The organism is Peptoniphilus pacaensis (assembly GCF_900088125.1).
GTDB lineage: Bacteria > Bacillota > Clostridia > Tissierellales > Peptoniphilaceae > Aedoeadaptatus > Aedoeadaptatus pacaensis.
The window spans coordinates 35,915-53,560 of the sequence record NZ_FLQT01000003.1 but is presented as its reverse complement, the minus strand read 5'-3'; the positions used below and the strand labels follow the sequence as shown (position 1 = coordinate 53,560).

General features: G+C 52.8%; 15 protein-coding genes. 11 read left to right on the top strand and 4 right to left on the bottom strand.

The window, feature by feature from the left end:
- Positions 1-107: 107 nt before the first annotated feature.
- Genes BN7444_RS00280 through BN7444_RS00270 form a run of 3 tightly spaced genes read right to left on the bottom strand, consistent with a single transcriptional unit; the run spans position 108 to position 3,648 of the window.
- Positions 108-1,400, bottom strand: coding sequence for an ABC transporter permease (locus BN7444_RS00280; protein ID WP_068454171.1), 1,293 nt, complete (start codon positions 1,398-1,400; stop codon positions 108-110).
- Complete coding sequence (locus BN7444_RS00275; protein WP_068454169.1) at positions 1,400-2,944, bottom strand: COG1361 S-layer family protein; 1,545 nt, start codon at positions 2,942-2,944, stop codon at positions 1,400-1,402. The genes BN7444_RS00280 and BN7444_RS00275 overlap by 1 nt, the downstream gene beginning before the upstream one ends.
- Positions 2,941-3,648: an ABC transporter ATP-binding protein gene (locus BN7444_RS00270; protein ID WP_068458350.1), complete on the bottom strand. Its 708-nt coding sequence runs from the start codon at positions 3,646-3,648 to the stop codon at positions 2,941-2,943. The genes BN7444_RS00275 and BN7444_RS00270 overlap by 4 nt, the downstream gene beginning before the upstream one ends.
- Positions 3,649-3,791: 143 nt before the next feature.
- Here BN7444_RS00270 and larB point away from each other — a divergent pair, with 143 nt between their 5' ends.
- A complete protein-coding gene (larB, locus tag BN7444_RS00265; protein ID WP_135121980.1) occupies positions 3,792-4,463 on the top strand; it encodes a nickel pincer cofactor biosynthesis protein LarB in 672 nt (223 codons plus the stop codon).
- Here the strand turns inward: larB and BN7444_RS00260 are convergent.
- Entirely contained in the window at positions 4,448-5,005 is a 558-nt protein-coding gene (locus BN7444_RS00260; RefSeq protein WP_068454166.1) for a 5-formyltetrahydrofolate cyclo-ligase, read from the bottom strand. The genes larB and BN7444_RS00260 overlap by 16 nt on opposite strands.
- Positions 5,006-5,086: 81 nt before the next feature.
- On the opposite strand from BN7444_RS00260, the gene ftsE reads away from it, so the two are divergent.
- The 10 genes from ftsE (at position 5,087) to srtB (ending at position 17,625) form a co-directional block, all read left to right on the top strand.
- A complete protein-coding gene (gene ftsE / locus BN7444_RS00255) occupies positions 5,087-5,773 on the top strand; it encodes a cell division ATP-binding protein FtsE (protein ID WP_068458348.1) in 687 nt (228 codons plus the stop codon).
- Positions 5,760-6,665, top strand: coding sequence for a permease-like cell division protein FtsX (ftsX, locus tag BN7444_RS00250; protein WP_068454163.1), 906 nt, complete (start codon positions 5,760-5,762; stop codon positions 6,663-6,665). Before ftsE ends, ftsX begins: the two co-directional genes overlap by 14 nt.
- A 22-nt stretch (positions 6,666-6,687) precedes the next feature.
- On the top strand, positions 6,688-8,010 hold the full coding sequence (locus tag BN7444_RS00245) for a murein hydrolase activator EnvC family protein (RefSeq protein ID WP_068454160.1): 1,323 nt from the start codon (positions 6,688-6,690) through the stop codon (positions 8,008-8,010).
- A 62-nt stretch (positions 8,011-8,072) separates the two neighbouring features.
- Positions 8,073-9,236 (top strand): S41 family peptidase, encoded by a 1,164-nt coding sequence (locus BN7444_RS00240; protein ID WP_068454158.1) that lies wholly within the window; start codon positions 8,073-8,075, stop codon positions 9,234-9,236.
- A gap of 24 nt (positions 9,237-9,260) precedes the next feature.
- Positions 9,261-11,231 (top strand): excinuclease ABC subunit UvrB, encoded by a 1,971-nt coding sequence (gene uvrB, locus BN7444_RS00235; RefSeq protein ID WP_068454155.1) that lies wholly within the window; start codon positions 9,261-9,263, stop codon positions 11,229-11,231.
- A gap of 19 nt (positions 11,232-11,250) precedes the next feature.
- Positions 11,251-14,079: an excinuclease ABC subunit UvrA gene (gene uvrA / locus BN7444_RS00230; protein ID WP_218015997.1), complete on the top strand. Its 2,829-nt coding sequence runs from the start codon at positions 11,251-11,253 to the stop codon at positions 14,077-14,079.
- A 253-nt stretch (positions 14,080-14,332) separates the two neighbouring features.
- Positions 14,333-15,286 carry a transporter substrate-binding domain-containing protein gene (locus BN7444_RS00225; RefSeq protein WP_068454152.1) on the top strand — a complete coding sequence of 318 codons (954 nt, stop codon included), beginning with the start codon at positions 14,333-14,335 and terminating at the stop codon, positions 15,284-15,286.
- Between the two features lie 66 nt (positions 15,287-15,352).
- Positions 15,353-16,042, top strand: coding sequence for an amino acid ABC transporter permease (locus tag BN7444_RS00220; protein WP_068454149.1), 690 nt, complete (start codon positions 15,353-15,355; stop codon positions 16,040-16,042).
- A complete protein-coding gene (locus tag BN7444_RS00215; protein WP_068454146.1) occupies positions 16,026-16,748 on the top strand; it encodes an amino acid ABC transporter ATP-binding protein in 723 nt (240 codons plus the stop codon). Before BN7444_RS00220 ends, BN7444_RS00215 begins: the two co-directional genes overlap by 17 nt.
- A gap of 145 nt (positions 16,749-16,893) precedes the next feature.
- Entirely contained in the window at positions 16,894-17,625 is a 732-nt protein-coding gene (gene srtB, locus BN7444_RS00210; protein WP_068454143.1) for a class B sortase, read from the top strand.
- Positions 17,626-17,646 lie beyond the last annotated feature (21 nt).

The following is a 17,646-nucleotide window of genomic DNA, read 5'->3' as shown; positions in this document are numbered from 1 at the left end:
GGGTGGAAAGGATGACAATTCGGAAAATCTCCATTGTGATTTTCTATAAAAAAACAGAAGCCCATAGATAAAAACAATGGACTTCCGTTTTGCTGAATAGAATCATTTTAATCGCTGCGAATGGCATCCAGTGCCGAAAGATTCATGGCGCGCTTGGCGGGGAAGTAGCCGGCGGCGACGCCCACCAAGGTGGAAAAGATGAGGGCCACGAAGATGAGCCACAGGGGAATATGGGAGATCTTCACTGCCTCTTCGGCTCCCTGGGCCATGGCAAAGCGATTGCCGATAAGATTAAAGCCCGCGCTGAGAAGAAGGCTCAAGAGGACGCCGATGATCCCGCCGATGAGGCCGATAAGGGCGGCTTCCGTGAGAAAGAGCTTCTGTATGTCTTGAATCGATGCGCCGATAACTTTCATCACGCCGATTTCCCGGGTGCGCTCGTAAATGGACATGATCATGGTGTTGGCGATGCCGATGGCGGCGACGATAAAGGAAATGGAGCCGATGCCTGCGAAGATGGCATTGACGATGGTCATGGCCTTGTTCATGCTCTTGATCATCTCCAGCATGCCCATGGCTTCGTAGTCCAGGGCTTTAATGCCGTCGCTGACCTCTTCGGCATTTTTCATATCGTCCACCCGCACCTGAATCCGTTCGTAATTGTGGGTGTTGGGCCGCTCCATTTTCAAACGGTCCATTAAATCCATAAAGCCGTCCACGGTCATAAAGACATTGTTGTCGTAATCCATTTTTTTCGTCTTGGCGATAAGCCCCGTGACTTTCATTTCCGTGGAAAGCCCGGTGCCGGACCCGGTTTCTCCCATCATCGGGCCGTCGGAAGAGGTGATGGTCATGGTCTTACCCATCGCGTCAAACATGGGAGGCGGATCTTCGCCATCGTCCATGGCGGGCATGGTCGTGGAGCCAGTGGGATCGTAAAACATATCCACGACGCCGCTACCGAAAAGCATTTGGCCCTTGCCGTCGCCGTGAAAGAAGCTGCCCTTGTCCATTTCCCAACCTAAAGAATCGTAGGTGTGCTTTTCCATGGCGGTGATGCCCACGAAATCCGCTTGGTACTTGCGAAGCTTCATGCCGACGCTGGCACTGTAAACCGGCGTCACGTCCACCACGTGGGGAAGTTCCTTTAATTCCGAAATGGTTTTTCGCGTCAGGGCCTTGCCCTTGCCGCCTTCTTCCTTTTGTGTCACATTGATATTTTTTACGTCGCCGAAGTCTTCGATCATGCGCCGATTGTTTTCCGTCATGCCGTAGCCGAAGCTGAGCATGATAATAATGGAGACGCAGCCGATGACCACGCCGAGGAGGGTGAGGCCCGTGCGGAGTTTTCTGGCGAGGAGATTTTTCTTCGCCATATCGAATAGATCGCGGTAACTCATCAGATCGTCAAATCCTCGTCGTCTACGCCGCCGTCTTTTTTGCGCTTCTTATAGACGTAGAAGCCGATGCCGCCGGAAATGGCCGCGATAAGGAAAATGCCCAGGGGAACGGCCCATGCGGGGCGGGTATTTTCTTCGCCATCATCCTCCGCGGGCATGTCGTCTTCCACATTGATGACGAATGGCTTCACCAGCTCCTGTTTTCGTCCCGTGGAGTCGTCGTAAGTGATGACGACCTCACCCTTCTGTTCGCCCTTTTTCGTCGGCGTAATATTCACGTCGTAGGTTTGGGAGCTGCCCGGCGCCACATTGCCGGCGAAGTAGGTATTGGTATCCGCATCGAAATTGCCCCGCAGCTTCACCATAACATTGGAGAGCACGGATTTGCCCGTGTTAAAAAATTCCAGGGAGAGGGGCATTTCGCCGCCGACAAAGCCTTCCTTATCGACTTTTAAATCGCCCAGTTCGATTTCCGAACTTTGGATCACGGGAATGCCGATGACTTCCGATGAGGTGTAGGGATTGCCTTCGGCGTCTTCGTATTCGAAAGTGGCCGTAATGGTATAGGTGCGCGGTGCCGTGTCGGGGGCCGTGGTCAAGGTGATTTCCTTCTCCGCGTGGTTTTTCGGTTTGATCTTATCCACGAAAAAGGTATTGCTGCTGCCGATGGGAATAAAGGCGCTGCCGCCACCGCCGCCGGAAGGTGCGGCCGCCGCCGACGGATCCGCTCCTTGGCCGCCTGAGGTGGGTACGTCCACCGCCTCCGCCGCATCGGCGGAAAGGGCGACGCGCAGATTTTGCACGGTCTTTTTGCTATTGGTATTTAAAATGCGGAAGTAGAGCGTGAAGGGTACACCGGCCTTTACGTCCACGGGATCGTAGGAGTAGTGGTCGATGACCAGCTTCGGCGTATTGTTGCCCGTAGGCGCCTGTCCGGAAGGAGCCCCTTCGGAGCCGGTGACGGGGAGAGGCGATCCCATGTCGCCGCCGGAGAAGCCGCCCATATCGCCGCCGGAAAAGCCGCCGCCTGCCGAGGCATCGCCGCCGCCTTGGGGTGCGGAGGCGCTGCCGCCTGCGGAGCGCACGGTGACGATCTGCCTGCTCTCGAGGACTTCGTTGGTGTCTGCGTCCACATAGGCTACCGTTAATTTCACCGGGTAGTTTTTCTTTTCGGCACCCGGCGTCATTTGAAAGACGAAGGTATAGCTTTCCTTTTGATTCGGCGCAAAGTACTTGGCGTTTACGGTGGTCACGGATTTCGGCACCAGGCCGTTTAAATCCTGGGACTCCGCCTCAATGCGTATGTTTTTTGCGCCGCCCTTGCCGTTGTTTTTAATGGAAAAGCGAATGGGAATGTCGGCTCCCTTGCCGTTGTCTTGGGGCCAGGTGATATCGGTAAATTCCAATATGGACATAGGTGCCTGACTGGACGATTCCACCTTGGACGGGGGAATGGTGCCCGCACCGTTTGTAGCCGCGGCGTGAAAGGGCGCGACGCTTGTAAGAACCAGACAACCGGCTAAAAGCCATGCTTGTTTTTTCATAGTGACTCCTCGTTGTTTTCTTGGGGGAGAAGTTCCAGCTCCCGTGCTTTTTCCTTCACCTGCTGCGTTTCGTCCCGCACGATTTTTCCGTCTCGCAATTCGACGATGCGATTGGCATAGACGGCGGTTTCCAAATCGTGGGTGACGATGATCAGGGTTTGTTTATGTTCCCTGGCGAGATCGCACATCATCTCCATAATCTCCACCGAGGTATTCGTATCCAAATTGCCCGTGGGCTCGTCGGCGAAGAGTATGGGCGGTGCGTCTACAAAGGCCCTCGCGATGGACACCCGCTGTTGCTGGCCGCCGCTCATCTCGCTGGGCTTGTGATCCAGGCGATTGCCCAGGCCCACTCGCTCTAAGATGGCGCGGGCTTTTTCTTCCCGCTCCTTCTTCTTGACGCCCTTAAAAATAAGTCCCAGACTGACATTTTCCGTCGCCGTCAATGTGGGAATTAAATTATAGGACTGAAAGACGAAGCCCACGTTTAATTGGCGAAACTTCGTGAGCTTTTCCTCGGAAAGTTTCTCCATATGGATTTTGTCGTTAATAATAATTTCGCCTTTGCTCGGACGGTCCAGGCCGGCCATCATGTTTAGCAGGGTCGATTTGCCGCTGCCCGACGTGCCCAGAAGACAAAGGATTTCTTCTTTCTGTATATCTAAATTCACACCGCGCAGGGCGTAGACTTTTTCTTCGCCCATGTGGTAGACTCGGTACAAATTCCGTATGCGAATCAATGGAACCAAAGCATCACATCCTTCAATTCATTATAACATCGGGAAAAGTTGATTGCACATTTCAATCGAGTGACGTAATTAAAGACTTGTCAAAGGTGGATAAGGGCATGGAGAGAGACGACAGACAATTTTATCATTTAGACGCAAATCGAAAGGCCCGGCGGCTCTTCGGCGAAGTGGTTTTCGCAGAAGGAAAGGCGACGGACCACTTACAAGCTTGCATCCGAGGGCTGCTGGAAGCGAACGGGGAAGTCCTCGTTACGCGGCTGGCGCCCGAGGCTTACGAAGGCTTGGATGATTTGAAGGAGCAGCTGGACTACGACCCCCTTTCGAAAACCGCTACGGCGGGCACAAAAAAAGAGCCCGTAGGCTCTGTGGCCGTGGTGACGGCGGGCACCTCCGATGTAGCGGTGGCGGAGGAGTGCGTGCGAAGTCTTTCTTATTTCGGCGTAAAGGCGACGCGCTTTTACGACGTGGGCGTGGCGGGGATCCACCGCCTCTTTGAACACATGGACGCCATCGCCGCCTGTGACGTCATCGTCGTCATCGCCGGCATGGACGGCGCATTGCCCTCCGTGGTGGCGGGGCTCGTCACATCGCCGGTCATCGCCGTGCCCACCTCCGTGGGCTACGGCGCATCCTTCGAGGGCGTGGCGGCTCTTTTAAGTATGCTCAACGCCTGTGCCGAGGGCGTGGCCGTGGTGAATATCGACAACGGCTACGGCGCCGCTTACATGGCGGCGGAAATCGTCTACGCCATTCGTCAAAAGACGAGATAATCCGCGTCGGATACGAAGGCGTGAACGGGCAGATCGTATTCGTTGCGGGGAAGATTATCCACCAGTTGTTCGTGAAAGCCCACGCCTAATCGAAAGCCCTCGTGGCTCGAGAAGAAGCGGTCGTAAAAGCCGCCGCCGTAGCCAAGCCGGTAGCCCTGCCGGTCGAAGGCGAGACCCGGGGTAATGATCAAGTCGCAGGCATTTTCTTCCCGCTCCGGCACCAAGTCTTCCGGCAATTCCAAAATCCCCCAATAGTTTTCAACGAGCTCGTCTTTCGAAAGAAGGCGGGCCATTTTCATTTCCGGATCGCCTTTTTTCGTGGCAGGGATCAAGACCTCTTTGTTCTCGAGCAGCTCATCGAGCCAGCCAATGGTTTCTACTTCGCTGCCCATAGAGACGAAAATAAAAACTCGCCGCGCTTTTTTGTACTCATCCAGGGATTTGAGACGAGAAAAAATAGCCCGGGACTTTTCTTTTCGCGCCGATTCGGGCATTTCGTCTCGACGGGCGATGTAATTATTACGTAAACATTTCTTTTTCATGGCAAATGACCTGCCGCCTTTCATATTTTTGTAACTTATACTATAATAAATGAGATAAATTGTATGGAATGAGGTGCATTGTTGATTACGTTTCAAAATGTCTATAAAGAGTACAAAAACGGCGTACAGGCTTTAATGGACATTAATCTGGAAATCCCATACGGTCAATTTGCTTTTATCGTCGGCGCATCGGGCGCGGGGAAAAGCTCTTTGATTAAACTGTTGATCTGTGAAGAAAAAGTTTCCCGCGGGAACATTTACGTGAACAACACGGACATTACCGAATTGTCTCCCTGGTATATACCCAAGTTGCGGCGCCAAGTCAGCGTCGTCTTTCAAGACTTTCGACTGCTTCAAAAAAAGACCGCCTACGAAAACGTGGCATACGCCCTTGAGATCATCGGCGAAAGCGGCCGCACCATTAAAAAGCGGGTGCCGGAAGTTTTGGAACTGGTCGGTCTCAGTGATAAACTAAACAGCTATCCCGGCGAATTGTCCGGCGGGGAAGGGCAGCGGCTCGCCATTGCCCGCGCCATTGTGAACAAGCCGCCGGTATTGGTTTGCGACGAGCCCACGGGCAACTTGGACTTTGAAACAGCCATGACCGTCATGCAAACCTTAAAGCGCATTAACGACGACGGCGCCACGGTGATTATGGCGACCCACGCCAGAAACATCGTCAACCACATGCAGCGCCGGGTCATTACCCTCGACAACGGTCGAATCATCAGCGATGTGAACGTGGGAGGTTACGATGCGTTGGTTTAGACAATTTGCAAATAACATAAAAGAAGCCTTTCAAGGTATTGCGAGAAATAAAGGCATGAGCCTCTTGTCCGTCATTTCCATTATGGCCGTGTTGGTCCTTTTCGGCGTGGTGGTGCTATTGGTCTTAAACATGACCGGCATCGTCAACGAAACGGAAAAGAAAGTGGACAAAGTGGTCGTTTACTTAACGGACGACGCGAGCGAAGAGGCGATTCAGGATATTATTTCCAAGGCGGAAAGCACGGGCTACGTCAAGGACGTAAGCTTCACCTCCAAGGACCAGGCGTGGGAAGATTTCTCCAAAAACATGGAACTTTCCAACGACGCGTACTTCCTCGAAGGCATGGAAGAAAATCCCCTGCCCGCCTCACTGACCCTGCAGCTCTCCAATATTAAGCAGGCGAAAGCCGTGGCCAATACATTGCAGAACATGCCCGGGGTCTATCAGGTGGATTATTTAAACGAGCTCATCGGAAAGATTGTTCAGGTGAACGATTGGGTGCGCATACTGGGCGTGGTCATCGTGGCGATTCTTCTTATTATCGCCATCGTCCTGATTCACAACACCATTAAATCCACCATCGCCAATCGCAGTCAGGAAATTCAAATCATGAAATACATCGGCGCCAGCAACGGCTACATTCGCAGGCCCTTGCTTATCGAAGGATTGGTCTTCGGCGTCGTCGCCGGAGCATTGGCACTGGTACTCGTGTATTTAGGTTATAAAGGCATGTTCGGCATGTTCGACGAAAGGCTTAATGTGCTCATGGGGCTGAAGCTCATTCGTCCCGAAGATATGCTGCAAGACATGGCCATTATGTTTCTATGTATCGGCGTCGGCGTCGGCTTAATCGGAAGCTCATTGTCGCTGAAGCGATTCTTAAATGTGTAAGTTAAACTGAAGGAGGTTCACTTTGGACGCGAATAACAGAAAGAAACTTTCCGCGGCACTGGCGCTTTTAATGTTAAGCTCCCAACCGGTTTTGGCTTCCGGTTTAGAAGCCGAGCGGTCGAAAGCGGTGCAAAAGAAGAATTCAATCGAATCCAATATGGCCGGGACCCAATCCATGATCAATCAGACGAAAGGTCAGGTGGCCACGGTTCAAGCGGAAATTCGCGCCTTGGATGCGCAAATCACTCAGGTGAATTTAAAGCTCGATCAATTAAACGGCGAGATGCAAAAGCTTCAAGCAGAAATCGCTCAAACCAAGGCGGAACTTGAAGCCGCCAAGGAGGAGCTATTAGAGAAAAAAGATCTCTATGCCAAGCGCCTCCGCGCCATGTATATCGCCAATGATCGCGGTTACCTAGATATTCTCCTCGATTCCGCCGATGCGGCGTCCTTAATCGGCAACGCCCGCATGATTCGCTCCATCGCCACCAGCGATCGGAAGCTTATCGATGAAATCAATGCCAAGGTGAAGGAAATCGAAGAGAAGCAAGCCCTCCTGGCCGAGCAGGAAAAACAACTGGCTAAAAAGCAGGAACAAGCGCGCATCGAAAAGAGCAATCTCGAAGCGGCCAACGCACAAAAGACGAGCTTCATGAACAATTTAGTCAACGACTTAAGCTGTTACGAAGCTCAATACGACGCAATGCTCCGCGAATCCGATGCCATTCAATCGCAAATCGCGAACTTGGATATCTCCATTCAAAAAGCGAAGGATGAAGAAGCGGCTCGCCTGGCCAAGCAAAGAGCGGCTGAAGCCGAAGCCCGTCGACAAAAACAAGCGGCGGCAGGTCGGGCAAACAGCGCATCGAAGCGCTCCGGCAATGCCTCTTATAGCGGGAGCAAGAGCACGTCTTCGGATGTGGTGCAATACGGCGTTCAAGCTCAGCCTGAAGCGAGAACCGGCGAGCTCTACTGGCCCGTACCCGGCCATCACCGGATCACCTCGCCCTTCGGCTATCGTATTCACCCGATTTTAAAATACCGCAAGCTCCACACCGGCGTGGACATCGGTGCGCCTAACGGCACGCCTGTCGTAAGCGCGGCGGCGGGGACGGTCATCGCCTCTCGCTTTATGGGCGGTTACGGTAACTGCATCATGATCGACCACGGCGGCAAGGTCACGGTATACGGTCACTTGTCTTCCAGAGCGGTGAGTGCGGGACAGTCGGTCTCCGCGGGACAAACCATCGGTTACGTGGGCAGCACCGGCATGAGTACCGGCGCACACTTGCACTTTGAAGTGCGCGTAAACGGTGCCGTGCAAAACCCTCTTAACTATTTATAATTCAAAGACAAAGAACCTTTCTTCGGGAAGGTTCTTTCTTCCATTTAAAAACAGGAGTTCCAATGAAAAAGAAACACATTGCGGGCATTCTCGCTCTGTTGCTCGTCACCAATATCATCACCGCCTTCGCCTCCGTGCAATTCGCCACGGGCAGCGTAAAGGAAGTGGCACAGACCAAAGTCCTGGAGCGATTTTTAAAGAAATACTATTTGCGCAGCGACGAAATCACGGAAAAAGACTTTATCGAAGGCAGAAAGAAAGGTACGGTGGCGGCATTAAACGACCCCTACAGCCAGTACTTCGACGAAGAAGAGTACGAGAAGTTTATGGAGTCCACTACCGGCGAATTTTTCGGAATCGGCGTTCAAATCGGCCCCGTGGAGGGCTCCAAGCTGATCACCGTCATTGCGCCCATTAAGGGCTCGCCGGCGGAAGCGGCGGGCTTGAAGTCCGGGGACAAGATCGTCTCCGTGGACGGCGTGGAATACACCGTGGACGAAATGGACGAAGCGGTGAAACACATAAAAGGGGACAAAGGCACCACCGTCACCTTGGGCATTATGTCCGAAGGGGAGGGCAGTGTGCGGGACGTGAAGGTGACCCGGGACGAGATCCATATGGAATCGGTAATCACGGGATCCATCGGCGACATCGCCTACATCGGCCTCACCCAATTTGAAGACGACACCGTGGAAGAATTTACACAAGCCATGAAGGCCGCGGCGGGGAAGAAGGGTTTGATCCTGGATCTTCGCGGCAATCCCGGCGGCATTTTGGAAGCGGCGGTCGGCGTCAGCGACCAATTGCTTCCCGAGGCGGACATCGTCAGCGCCAAGGACAATCGGGGCAAGGAAGTCTTTCACTACAAATCCGACGAAGCCGCCTGGGGCAAGCCCATTGTGGTTTTGGTCAACGGAGGCAGCGCATCGGCATCGGAAATCGTGGCGGGGGCTTTAAAGGACAACAAGGCCGCAACATTGGTAGGGGAAAAGACCTACGGCAAAGGCGTGGTACAAACTTTGGTTCCTCTGCCCGGCGGAGGCGGCATTAAGCTTACCACCAGTGAATACTTCACGCCTTCCGGGGTAAATATCCAAGACAAGGGCATCGAGCCCGACGTCGAGGTCAGCTTGCCGGAAGACGTCAAAGCCATCGGACTCGAGCATCGAGATCAAGATACACAATTGCAAAAGGCAATTTCCATTATAGAAAAGAGCGGTCGTTAGATCGCTTTTTTTTCAGGAGGAATCATGGATTTTAAAATTCATTCGAAATTTAAGCCCACCGGCGATCAGCCTCAGGCCATCGACCGATTGGCCGAGGGCATCGAAGGGGGCATGAAGCACCAAACCCTTTTGGGGGTCACGGGAAGCGGCAAGACCTTTACCATGGCCAATTTAATCGAGCGGGTGCAAAAGCCCACTTTGGTCATCGCTCACAACAAGACCTTGGCCTACCAATTGGCCTCGGAGTTTCGCGAATTTTTTCCGGAAAACGCCGTGGAATACTTCGTCAGCTACTACGACTACTATCAGCCCGAAGCCTACGTTCCCGGGACGGATACCTTTATCGCAAAAGACGCCAGCATTAACGACGAAATCGACAAGCTGCGCCATTCCGCCACCATGGCCCTCTTCGAGCGGCGGGACGTGATTATCGTGGCGTCGGTGAGCTGCATCTACGGCTTGGGCGACCCCATCGACTACAAGAATTTGGTAGTAAGCCTGCGCCCGGGCATGGAATGGGACAGAAATGCCCTCATGAGCAAGCTGGTAGACATTCAATACGTGAGAAACGACGTGGATTTTTCCCGAGGCACCTTCCGCGTTCGCGGCGACGTGCTGGAAATTTTTCCCGCCGGCAATTCCGAAAAGACCATTCGCGTGGAATTCTTCGGCGACGAAATCGACGAGATCGCCGAAGTGGACGCGGTTACCGGACGCATCGAAAGCTATCGCAACCACGTGTCCATCTTCCCGGCCTCTCACTTTGCCACGCGTCCGGAAAAAATTGAGCGGGGCGTCAAAACCATTCGCAAGGAATTGGAAGAGCGGCTCTTCACTTTGCGTGATCAAGAAAAACTTTTAGAAGCCCAGCGGTTGGAGCAGCGCACCAATTACGATGTGGAAATGTTGGAGGAAATGGGTTTTTGTTCCGGCATCGAAAACTACACCCGCCACTTAAGCGGCAGGGAAGCGGGGAGCCGACCCTACACCCTTATCGACTACTTTCCGAAGGATTTTATGACCATTATCGACGAGTCCCATGCCACGGTGCCGCAAATTCGCGGCATGTTTAACGGCGACCGGGCGAGAAAAGAGACCCTGGTGGAATACGGCTTTCGTCTGCCCTCGGCCTTGGATAACCGTCCCTTGCGCTTCGAGGAATTCGAATCCATGCAAAACCAAGTGGTCTTTGTCTCCGCCACGCCGGGCCCCTACGAAACGGAGCACGAAGAGCAGCGAGTGGAACAGATCATTCGTCCCACGGGCCTGGTGGATCCGAAAATCGACGTGGTGCCGACGAAAAATCAAATCGATCACTTGACGGAACAGATCAACGACATGACGTCAAAAAATATGCGGACCTTCGTCACCACCCTGACCAAGCGCATGGCGGAAGATTTGAGCAAGTATTTCAAAGACATGGGCATGAAGGTGGCCTATCTCCACTCCGATGTCAAGACTATCGAGCGCATGGAGATCATTCGGGATCTGCGCCTCGGCGTCTACGACGTCCTCGTGGGCATCAACCTCTTGCGGGAGGGCCTGGACATTCCCGAGGTGGGCCTCGTGGCCATTCTCGATGCGGACAAAGAGGGCTTTTTGCGCTCGGAGACCTCTCTCATCCAAACGGCGGGCCGTGCCGCGAGAAATGTGGACGGCCGGGTCATTATGTATGCCGACACCATCACCGGCTCCATGGCCCGCACCATCGAGGAGACGGAGCGGCGCCGCGCCATTCAAATGGACTATAATAAGAAACATGGCATCGTGCCGAAATCCATCGTCAAAGGCATTCGCGACACCATCGAAAACACCATTGCGGCGGAAGAAGAGGAAGAATTCGGCGAAGAATTTGCCAAAGAAGACATCGTGGCCATGCTGAAAAATCTCGAAACGGAAATGTTTAAAGCCGCCGAGCAATTGGACTTCGAGCGGGCGGCGAGTATTCGGGATCAAATAAGAGAAATAAAAGAACGTTACGGATTAAATGAATAATCGATCAGAAAGGAAATAGATGAATCCATCCATTGAACAGGCGATCCACATTCACGGGGCGCGCCAGCACAATTTAAAAAATCTCGACGTCTATATTCCGAGAAATAAAATGACCGTCATCACGGGCCTTTCCGGCTCCGGCAAGAGCTCCCTGGCCTTCGACACCATCTATGCCGAAGGGCAGCGGCGCTACGTGGAAAGCCTGTCTTCCTACGCGCGGCAATTTTTGGGCCAAATGGACAAGCCCGAGGTGGACTACATCGAGGGCATGAGCCCGGCCATCGCCATCGACCAGAAGACCACGTCGAAAAATCCCCGCTCCACCGTGGGGACGGTGACGGAAATTTACGATTACATTCGTCTGCTCTACGCCCGGGTGGCAAAGCCCTATTGCCCGGTGTGCGGCAAGCCCATCGAGGCCTTTGCGGAAGATCAGATCGTGGATAAGATTATGGAGATGGAAGAGGGCACCCGCTTCCAACTCTTGGCGCCGGTGGTGCGCCAGAAAAAAGGGCAGCACAAGAAAGTCTTAAACCGCATTCGCAAGGAAGGCTTTTTGCGCATGATCATCGACGGGGAAATGCACCGCACGGAAGAGGACATCGAGCTGGACAAAAACAAGATCCACGATATTCTCATCGTGGTGGACCGAATCATCATTCGCGAGGGCATCGAGACCCGTCTCACGGACAGCATCGAGACGGCCCTTGAGATCTCCGGCTCCACGGTGATCGTGGACACCTTGGACGGCAACGAAAAGCTTTACTCCACCAGCTACTCCTGCCCGGAACACGACATCGCCATCGAGCCCGCCACGCCCCGATCCTTTTCCTTTAACACGCCCATGGGGGCATGCCCCACCTGCAAGGGCTTGGGGAGCAGTCGCCGGGCGGATCCGGAGCTGATCATTCCCAATAAGGAGCTCTCCATCGACGAGGGAGCCATCGCCTGCTACGGCACCACGGAAGGCACCTATTACAAGGAAATCATCGACCAAATCGCGGCACGCTACGATTTTTCCACGAAGGCGCTCATTAAAGACGCACCGAAAGCCATGATCGACGAATTAATGTACGGTACGAAGAAGCCACTGCATTTCGTCTTTAACTCTTACTTTAGCGGTGACAAGGAATACCGCGGCCAATTCGAGGGGATCTTGAAAAATCTGGATCGCCGCTACAGGGAAACCGCCAGCGACCGAGCCATCGAAAAAATCGAGCCCTTCCTCTCCGACATCCCTTGTCCCGATTGCCACGGGGCGCGGCTGAAGATGGAGTCTTTGGTCTTTAAGCTGGGTGGAAAAAACATTTACGAGTCCACCTTGCTTTCCGTCGTCGACGCCATGGATTTCTTCGATTCTTTGGATCTCAGCGACATGGACCGCAACATCGCCGATCAGATTTTAAAGGAAATTCACGAGCGGCTTTCCTTCTTAAAGGAAGTGGGCCTGGGCTATCTCACCTTGGCGCGCATGGCCGGCACCCTTTCCGGTGGCGAAGCCCAGCGGATTCGCCTGGCCACGCAAATCGGCTCGGCCCTCGTGGGGGTCACCTACGTTCTCGACGAGCCTTCCATCGGCCTTCATCAAAAAGACAATGCCATGCTCTTAAAATCCCTTCGGAATTTGACGGACATCGGCAACACCCTCATCGTCGTGGAACACGACGAGGATACCATGCGGGAGGCCGACGAGATCTTGGACATCGGCCCCGGCGCCGGCGTCCACGGCGGCCACATCGTGGCCCAGGGCACTTTTGAAGAGATCGTCAAAGTGGAAGAGTCCCTTACGGGGCAATACCTTTCCGGCAAGAAAAAAATCGCCGTGCCCGAGGAGCGCCGTCCCTACACGGGAGATGAGATCGTGGTCTACGGCGCGGCGCAAAACAATCTAAAGGACATCGACGTTCACTTCCCCTTGGGGCAATTTATCTGCGTCACCGGCGTCTCCGGTTCGGGGAAGAGCTCCCTCATTAACGAAATTTTGAAAAAAGCCGTGGCGCAGAAGGTCAACAAAAACAAAGTGCGCCCGGGCAAGTACAAAAAGATCGAAGGTTTGGAGCACGTGGACAAAATCGTCTCCATCGACCAGAGCCCCATCGGCCGCACACCCCGTTCCAATCCCGCCACCTACACCGGCGTCTTCGATTCCATTCGCGACGTCTTCGCCCAAACCAACGAGGCGAAGATCCGAGGCTATGCCAAGGGCCGTTTCTCCTTTAACGTGAAGGGCGGCCGCTGCGAAGCCTGTAAGGGCGACGGGATTTTGAAAGTGGAAATGCACTTTCTACCCGACGTCTACGTGCCCTGCGAGGTCTGCGGCGGTAAGCGCTACAATCGGGAGACATTGCAGGTTAAGTTTAAGGGCAAAAACATCGCCGACGTCTTGGACATGACCGTGGATCAGGCGGCGGAATTTTTCGAAAACCATCCGCGTATCTTGCGAAAGATCAACACCCTGCAGGAAGTGGGCCTGGGCTATATTAAGCTGGGTCAACCATCCACTCAACTTTCCGGCGGCGAAGCCCAGCGGATCAAGCTGGCCACGGAGCTTTCCAAGCGGGGGACGGGCAACACCCTCTATATTTTAGATGAGCCCACCACCGGCCTTCATGCGGAAGACATTCGAAAGCTTTTAAGCGTGCTGTCGAAGCTGGTGGACATGGGCAACACCGTGGTGGTCATCGAGCACAATCTGGATGTCATTAAGGTGGCGGATCACATTATCGACCTGGGCCCGGATGGCGGCGACGGCGGCGGGGAAGTAGTGGCCACGGGACGGCCCGAGGACGTGGCGAAAAACGATACGTCCTACACCGGCATTTATTTAAAACCCCTGCTGAAAAAATAAGGAAGACAAAGAGAGAATGAGAAACGCCGTTTCTCGTTTTCTTTTTGATTATCTTGTAGATTTTAGTACACTATAGTATAATCTCAAAAAAGAAAAACACAGAAGGAGGCCTTAATCTTGAATACAGCAAAATATTTCGAGAGCCGTCGGATTTGTTGCAAGCACGACGCAAAGATCACTTGCACATCCGGCTCCATGAGACATCGTGTATAATAGAGAACGCCTGTGTATTTAAGATTGAAGGGAGAACATCATGAAAAAATTCGGTTTACTTAGTATTTTAGCCATGGTCATGGCATTTGCATTGGTCGGCTGCGGATCCGGCGCAAACAACGCAAACAACGCAGCCAACAACGAAGGCAACAAGGAAGCGGCTCAAGTGAGTCAGGAAGATATGGATGCCGCCGTCAAGGCCATCAAGGACAAGGGCAAATTGGTCCTGGCTACCAGCGCCGATTACCCGCCCTACGAATGGCATCTTTTAAAAGACGGTAAAGACGAAATCGTCGGTTTCGATATTGAAATCGCCAAAGCCATTGCCGATGAAATGGGCGTGGAACTTGAAGTCAAAGACTTGGATTTCGACGGCATTATCCCCAGCATCGCCTCCGGTCAAGCGGACATCGGCATTGCCGGTCTCTCCGCTACTCCCGAGCGTGAAGAAGCCGTGAACTTCTCGGCACCCTACTTCACCAACGAACAAGTGGTCCTCGTTCGCAAGGAAGATGCGGATAAATACAAGAAGATGGAAGACTTTGCCGGCAAAGTCGTCGGCGCACAAACGGGATCCATTCAAGAAGAAACCGTACGCGAAAACTTCCCGAAGGATGTAGAATTAAAGAGCCTCGCTAAATTAAACAATTTGGCATTGGAAGTAAAGAATAAAACCGCCGACGCCCTGGTTATTTCCAAGAGCTCCGGCGAACAATACGCCAAGCAATTCCCCGAACTCGTCGTCATCGACGCCGGCGTTCCCGAAGAACCGGGCGTATGCGTCGCATCGAAAAAAGGCAACGATGCACTGACCGCATACATTAACCAAGTGGTTCAAAAATTAATCGACGAAGGCAAGATCGAAAGCTGGATCGCGGAATACGAAAAATTAGCCGACGAATCCACAGGCGATGAAGGCGCTGAAGAAGCGGCAGCCGGTAACGCGGAAAACAACATGGCGAACAACGCGGCCAACGAAAACAACGGCAAATAAAATTGCCCGAACCATAGAGTTAAAACTGTTTCTTCGTGAAACAGTTTTTTCTATCGAGGAGGAAAAATGGAATTAATGAAATCTTGGATGGCCTTTTTGAATAAATACGGCTCATCCTATTTAGATGGAACCTTGATGACCCTAAAGCTTTCCTTTTTAGGGGTGTTCTTCGGTTTTATCCTGGGCATTTTAATCGTGCTGCTTCGTCGGTCGAAGTTAAAGCCACTGCAAACTATCGCAAAAATTTACGTGCAAATGTTTCGGGGCACGCCACTATTGGTTCAAGTTGTGATATTCTACTACGGTTTTTCCAGCGTTCTCCCCGATCAATACGCGTCCTTAAAAAATCCCTTTGCTCTTTCATTGGCCGCAGTGTGTATGAACTCCTCGGCCTATGTGTCCGAGATTATCCGCGGCGGGATCAATGCCGTGGATCGCGGCCAAGGGGAAGCGGCGGCGTCCTTGGGTATGAAGAAGGGCCAAATTATGCGCTACATTATCTTGCCCCAAGCCATTAAAACCGTGCTTCCGGCTCTGTGCAATGAGTTCGTTACATTGATTAAAGAAACCGCCATCGTCTCCATTGTCGGCGTAAGCGACTTAATGTATCAGGCAAAAGTTGCCCAAGGGGCGAGCTACAAGCCATTTATGCCCAATGTAACGGCGGCACTTATCTACTTGATTCTCGTAACCGGCCTTTCCAAGGTCATCGGTGTATTTGAAAAGAGGTTGGCTAACAGTGATTCGCATTCATAATCTGACAAAAAGTTTCGGCGACAACCAAGTCCTGAAAGGCATTTCCACGGAAATCGCAGACGGGGAAGTGGTGGTCGTCATCGGGCCCTCAGGCTCCGGCAAATCCACCTTCCTTCGCTGTTTAAATCGGCTGGAGGAAGCCGACGGCGGCGAAATTATCTTCGAAGGCGTGGACATCAACGACAAGAAGACGGAAATCGAAAAAGTGCGCGAGGACATGGGCATGGTTTTTCAGTCCTTTAATCTCTTTCCCCACAAGACCGTCATGGAGAACATCACCATGGCGCCGGTGCTGGTCAAGGGCATGGATCAAAAGGCGGCTCAGGCCAAGGCGGAAAAGCTCCTGGACCGCGTCGGTCTCTTGGACAAAAAAGACAGCTACCCCAATCAACTCTCCGGGGGACAAAAGCAGCGGATCGCCATTGTGCGCGCCCTGGCTATGGAGCCCCAGGTCATGCTCTTCGACGAGCCTACCTCGGCTCTGGACCCGGAAATGGTGGGCGAAGTTCTTGACGTTATGCAACAGCTCGCCAAAGAAGGCATGACCATGGTCGTGGTCACCCACGAAATGGGCTTTGCCAGAGAAGTGGGGGACCGCATCCTCTTCCTGGACGAAGGCTATTTGCTGGAAGAGGGTACGCCGGAAGAAGTTTTCGGCCATCCGAAGGAAGCCCGGACGAAAGAATTTTTAGATAAAGTGCTGTAATTGCAGTACCGTATTATTTTAATTATGTAACCAGTCAAGATCGAGTAGGCTATGAGCTTACTCGATTTTTTAAAGGTTCGCTATGAAAAGGTCGTTTTAGGTTTCAAACCTCGTATGGGTATAAATCAAAGACGAAAGGAGTCTTATGAACAAAAAAGTTTTCATGGCCTTGCGCCTTGTTTTAATCGCCATTTTGATTTTTTCCCTCGGAAAGATCGGACTCTATTACAAAGATCAATACGCCTACGATCACAAGAAAAAAGAAGTGGAGGCCGTATACGAACAAAGCGAGAAAATAAATTCGGGCGGGGAAGATGCCGATGCCGCGGCGAGGAATCGAATCCGCTCCATGCAAGAGACCTATCCCAATCTCGTGGCGTGGATCGAAATCCCCGGGACGCCCCTTTCCCTGCCGGTGGTGCAGGGCAAGGACAACGACTATTATCTGAATCACGACATTGAGGGCAGCTACAATGCCTTGGGCGTGCCCTTTATGGACTACAGAAACAAGAAGGATTTTTCCGACGGCAACACCATCATCTATGGCCACCGGGTGAAAAACGGGAAGGTCTTTCATCCCTTGACCGCTTACGAAGACCCGGCCTTTGTAGAAAAGGCGCCGCAGATTATATTGGACACGGCCGAGGGGCGAAAGGTGTATCAAATTTTCGCCGCCTACGAGGCGAGCCCCTACGAAGATTTCCGCTCTCCCAATTACGAGGGAGAAAAGCTGGCGGCTTTCCGCACCCGAGTGGAAGCAAAAAACATTATAAAGGGGCCTATGGACTGGCAGGGAGAAAAAATCATCACCTTGCAGACCTGCACGGAGAAAGATCGACGAATGGTCGTCCACGGCAAGCTTGTCGAGGAAAAGTAAGCACAAAAAAAGCGTCTCATC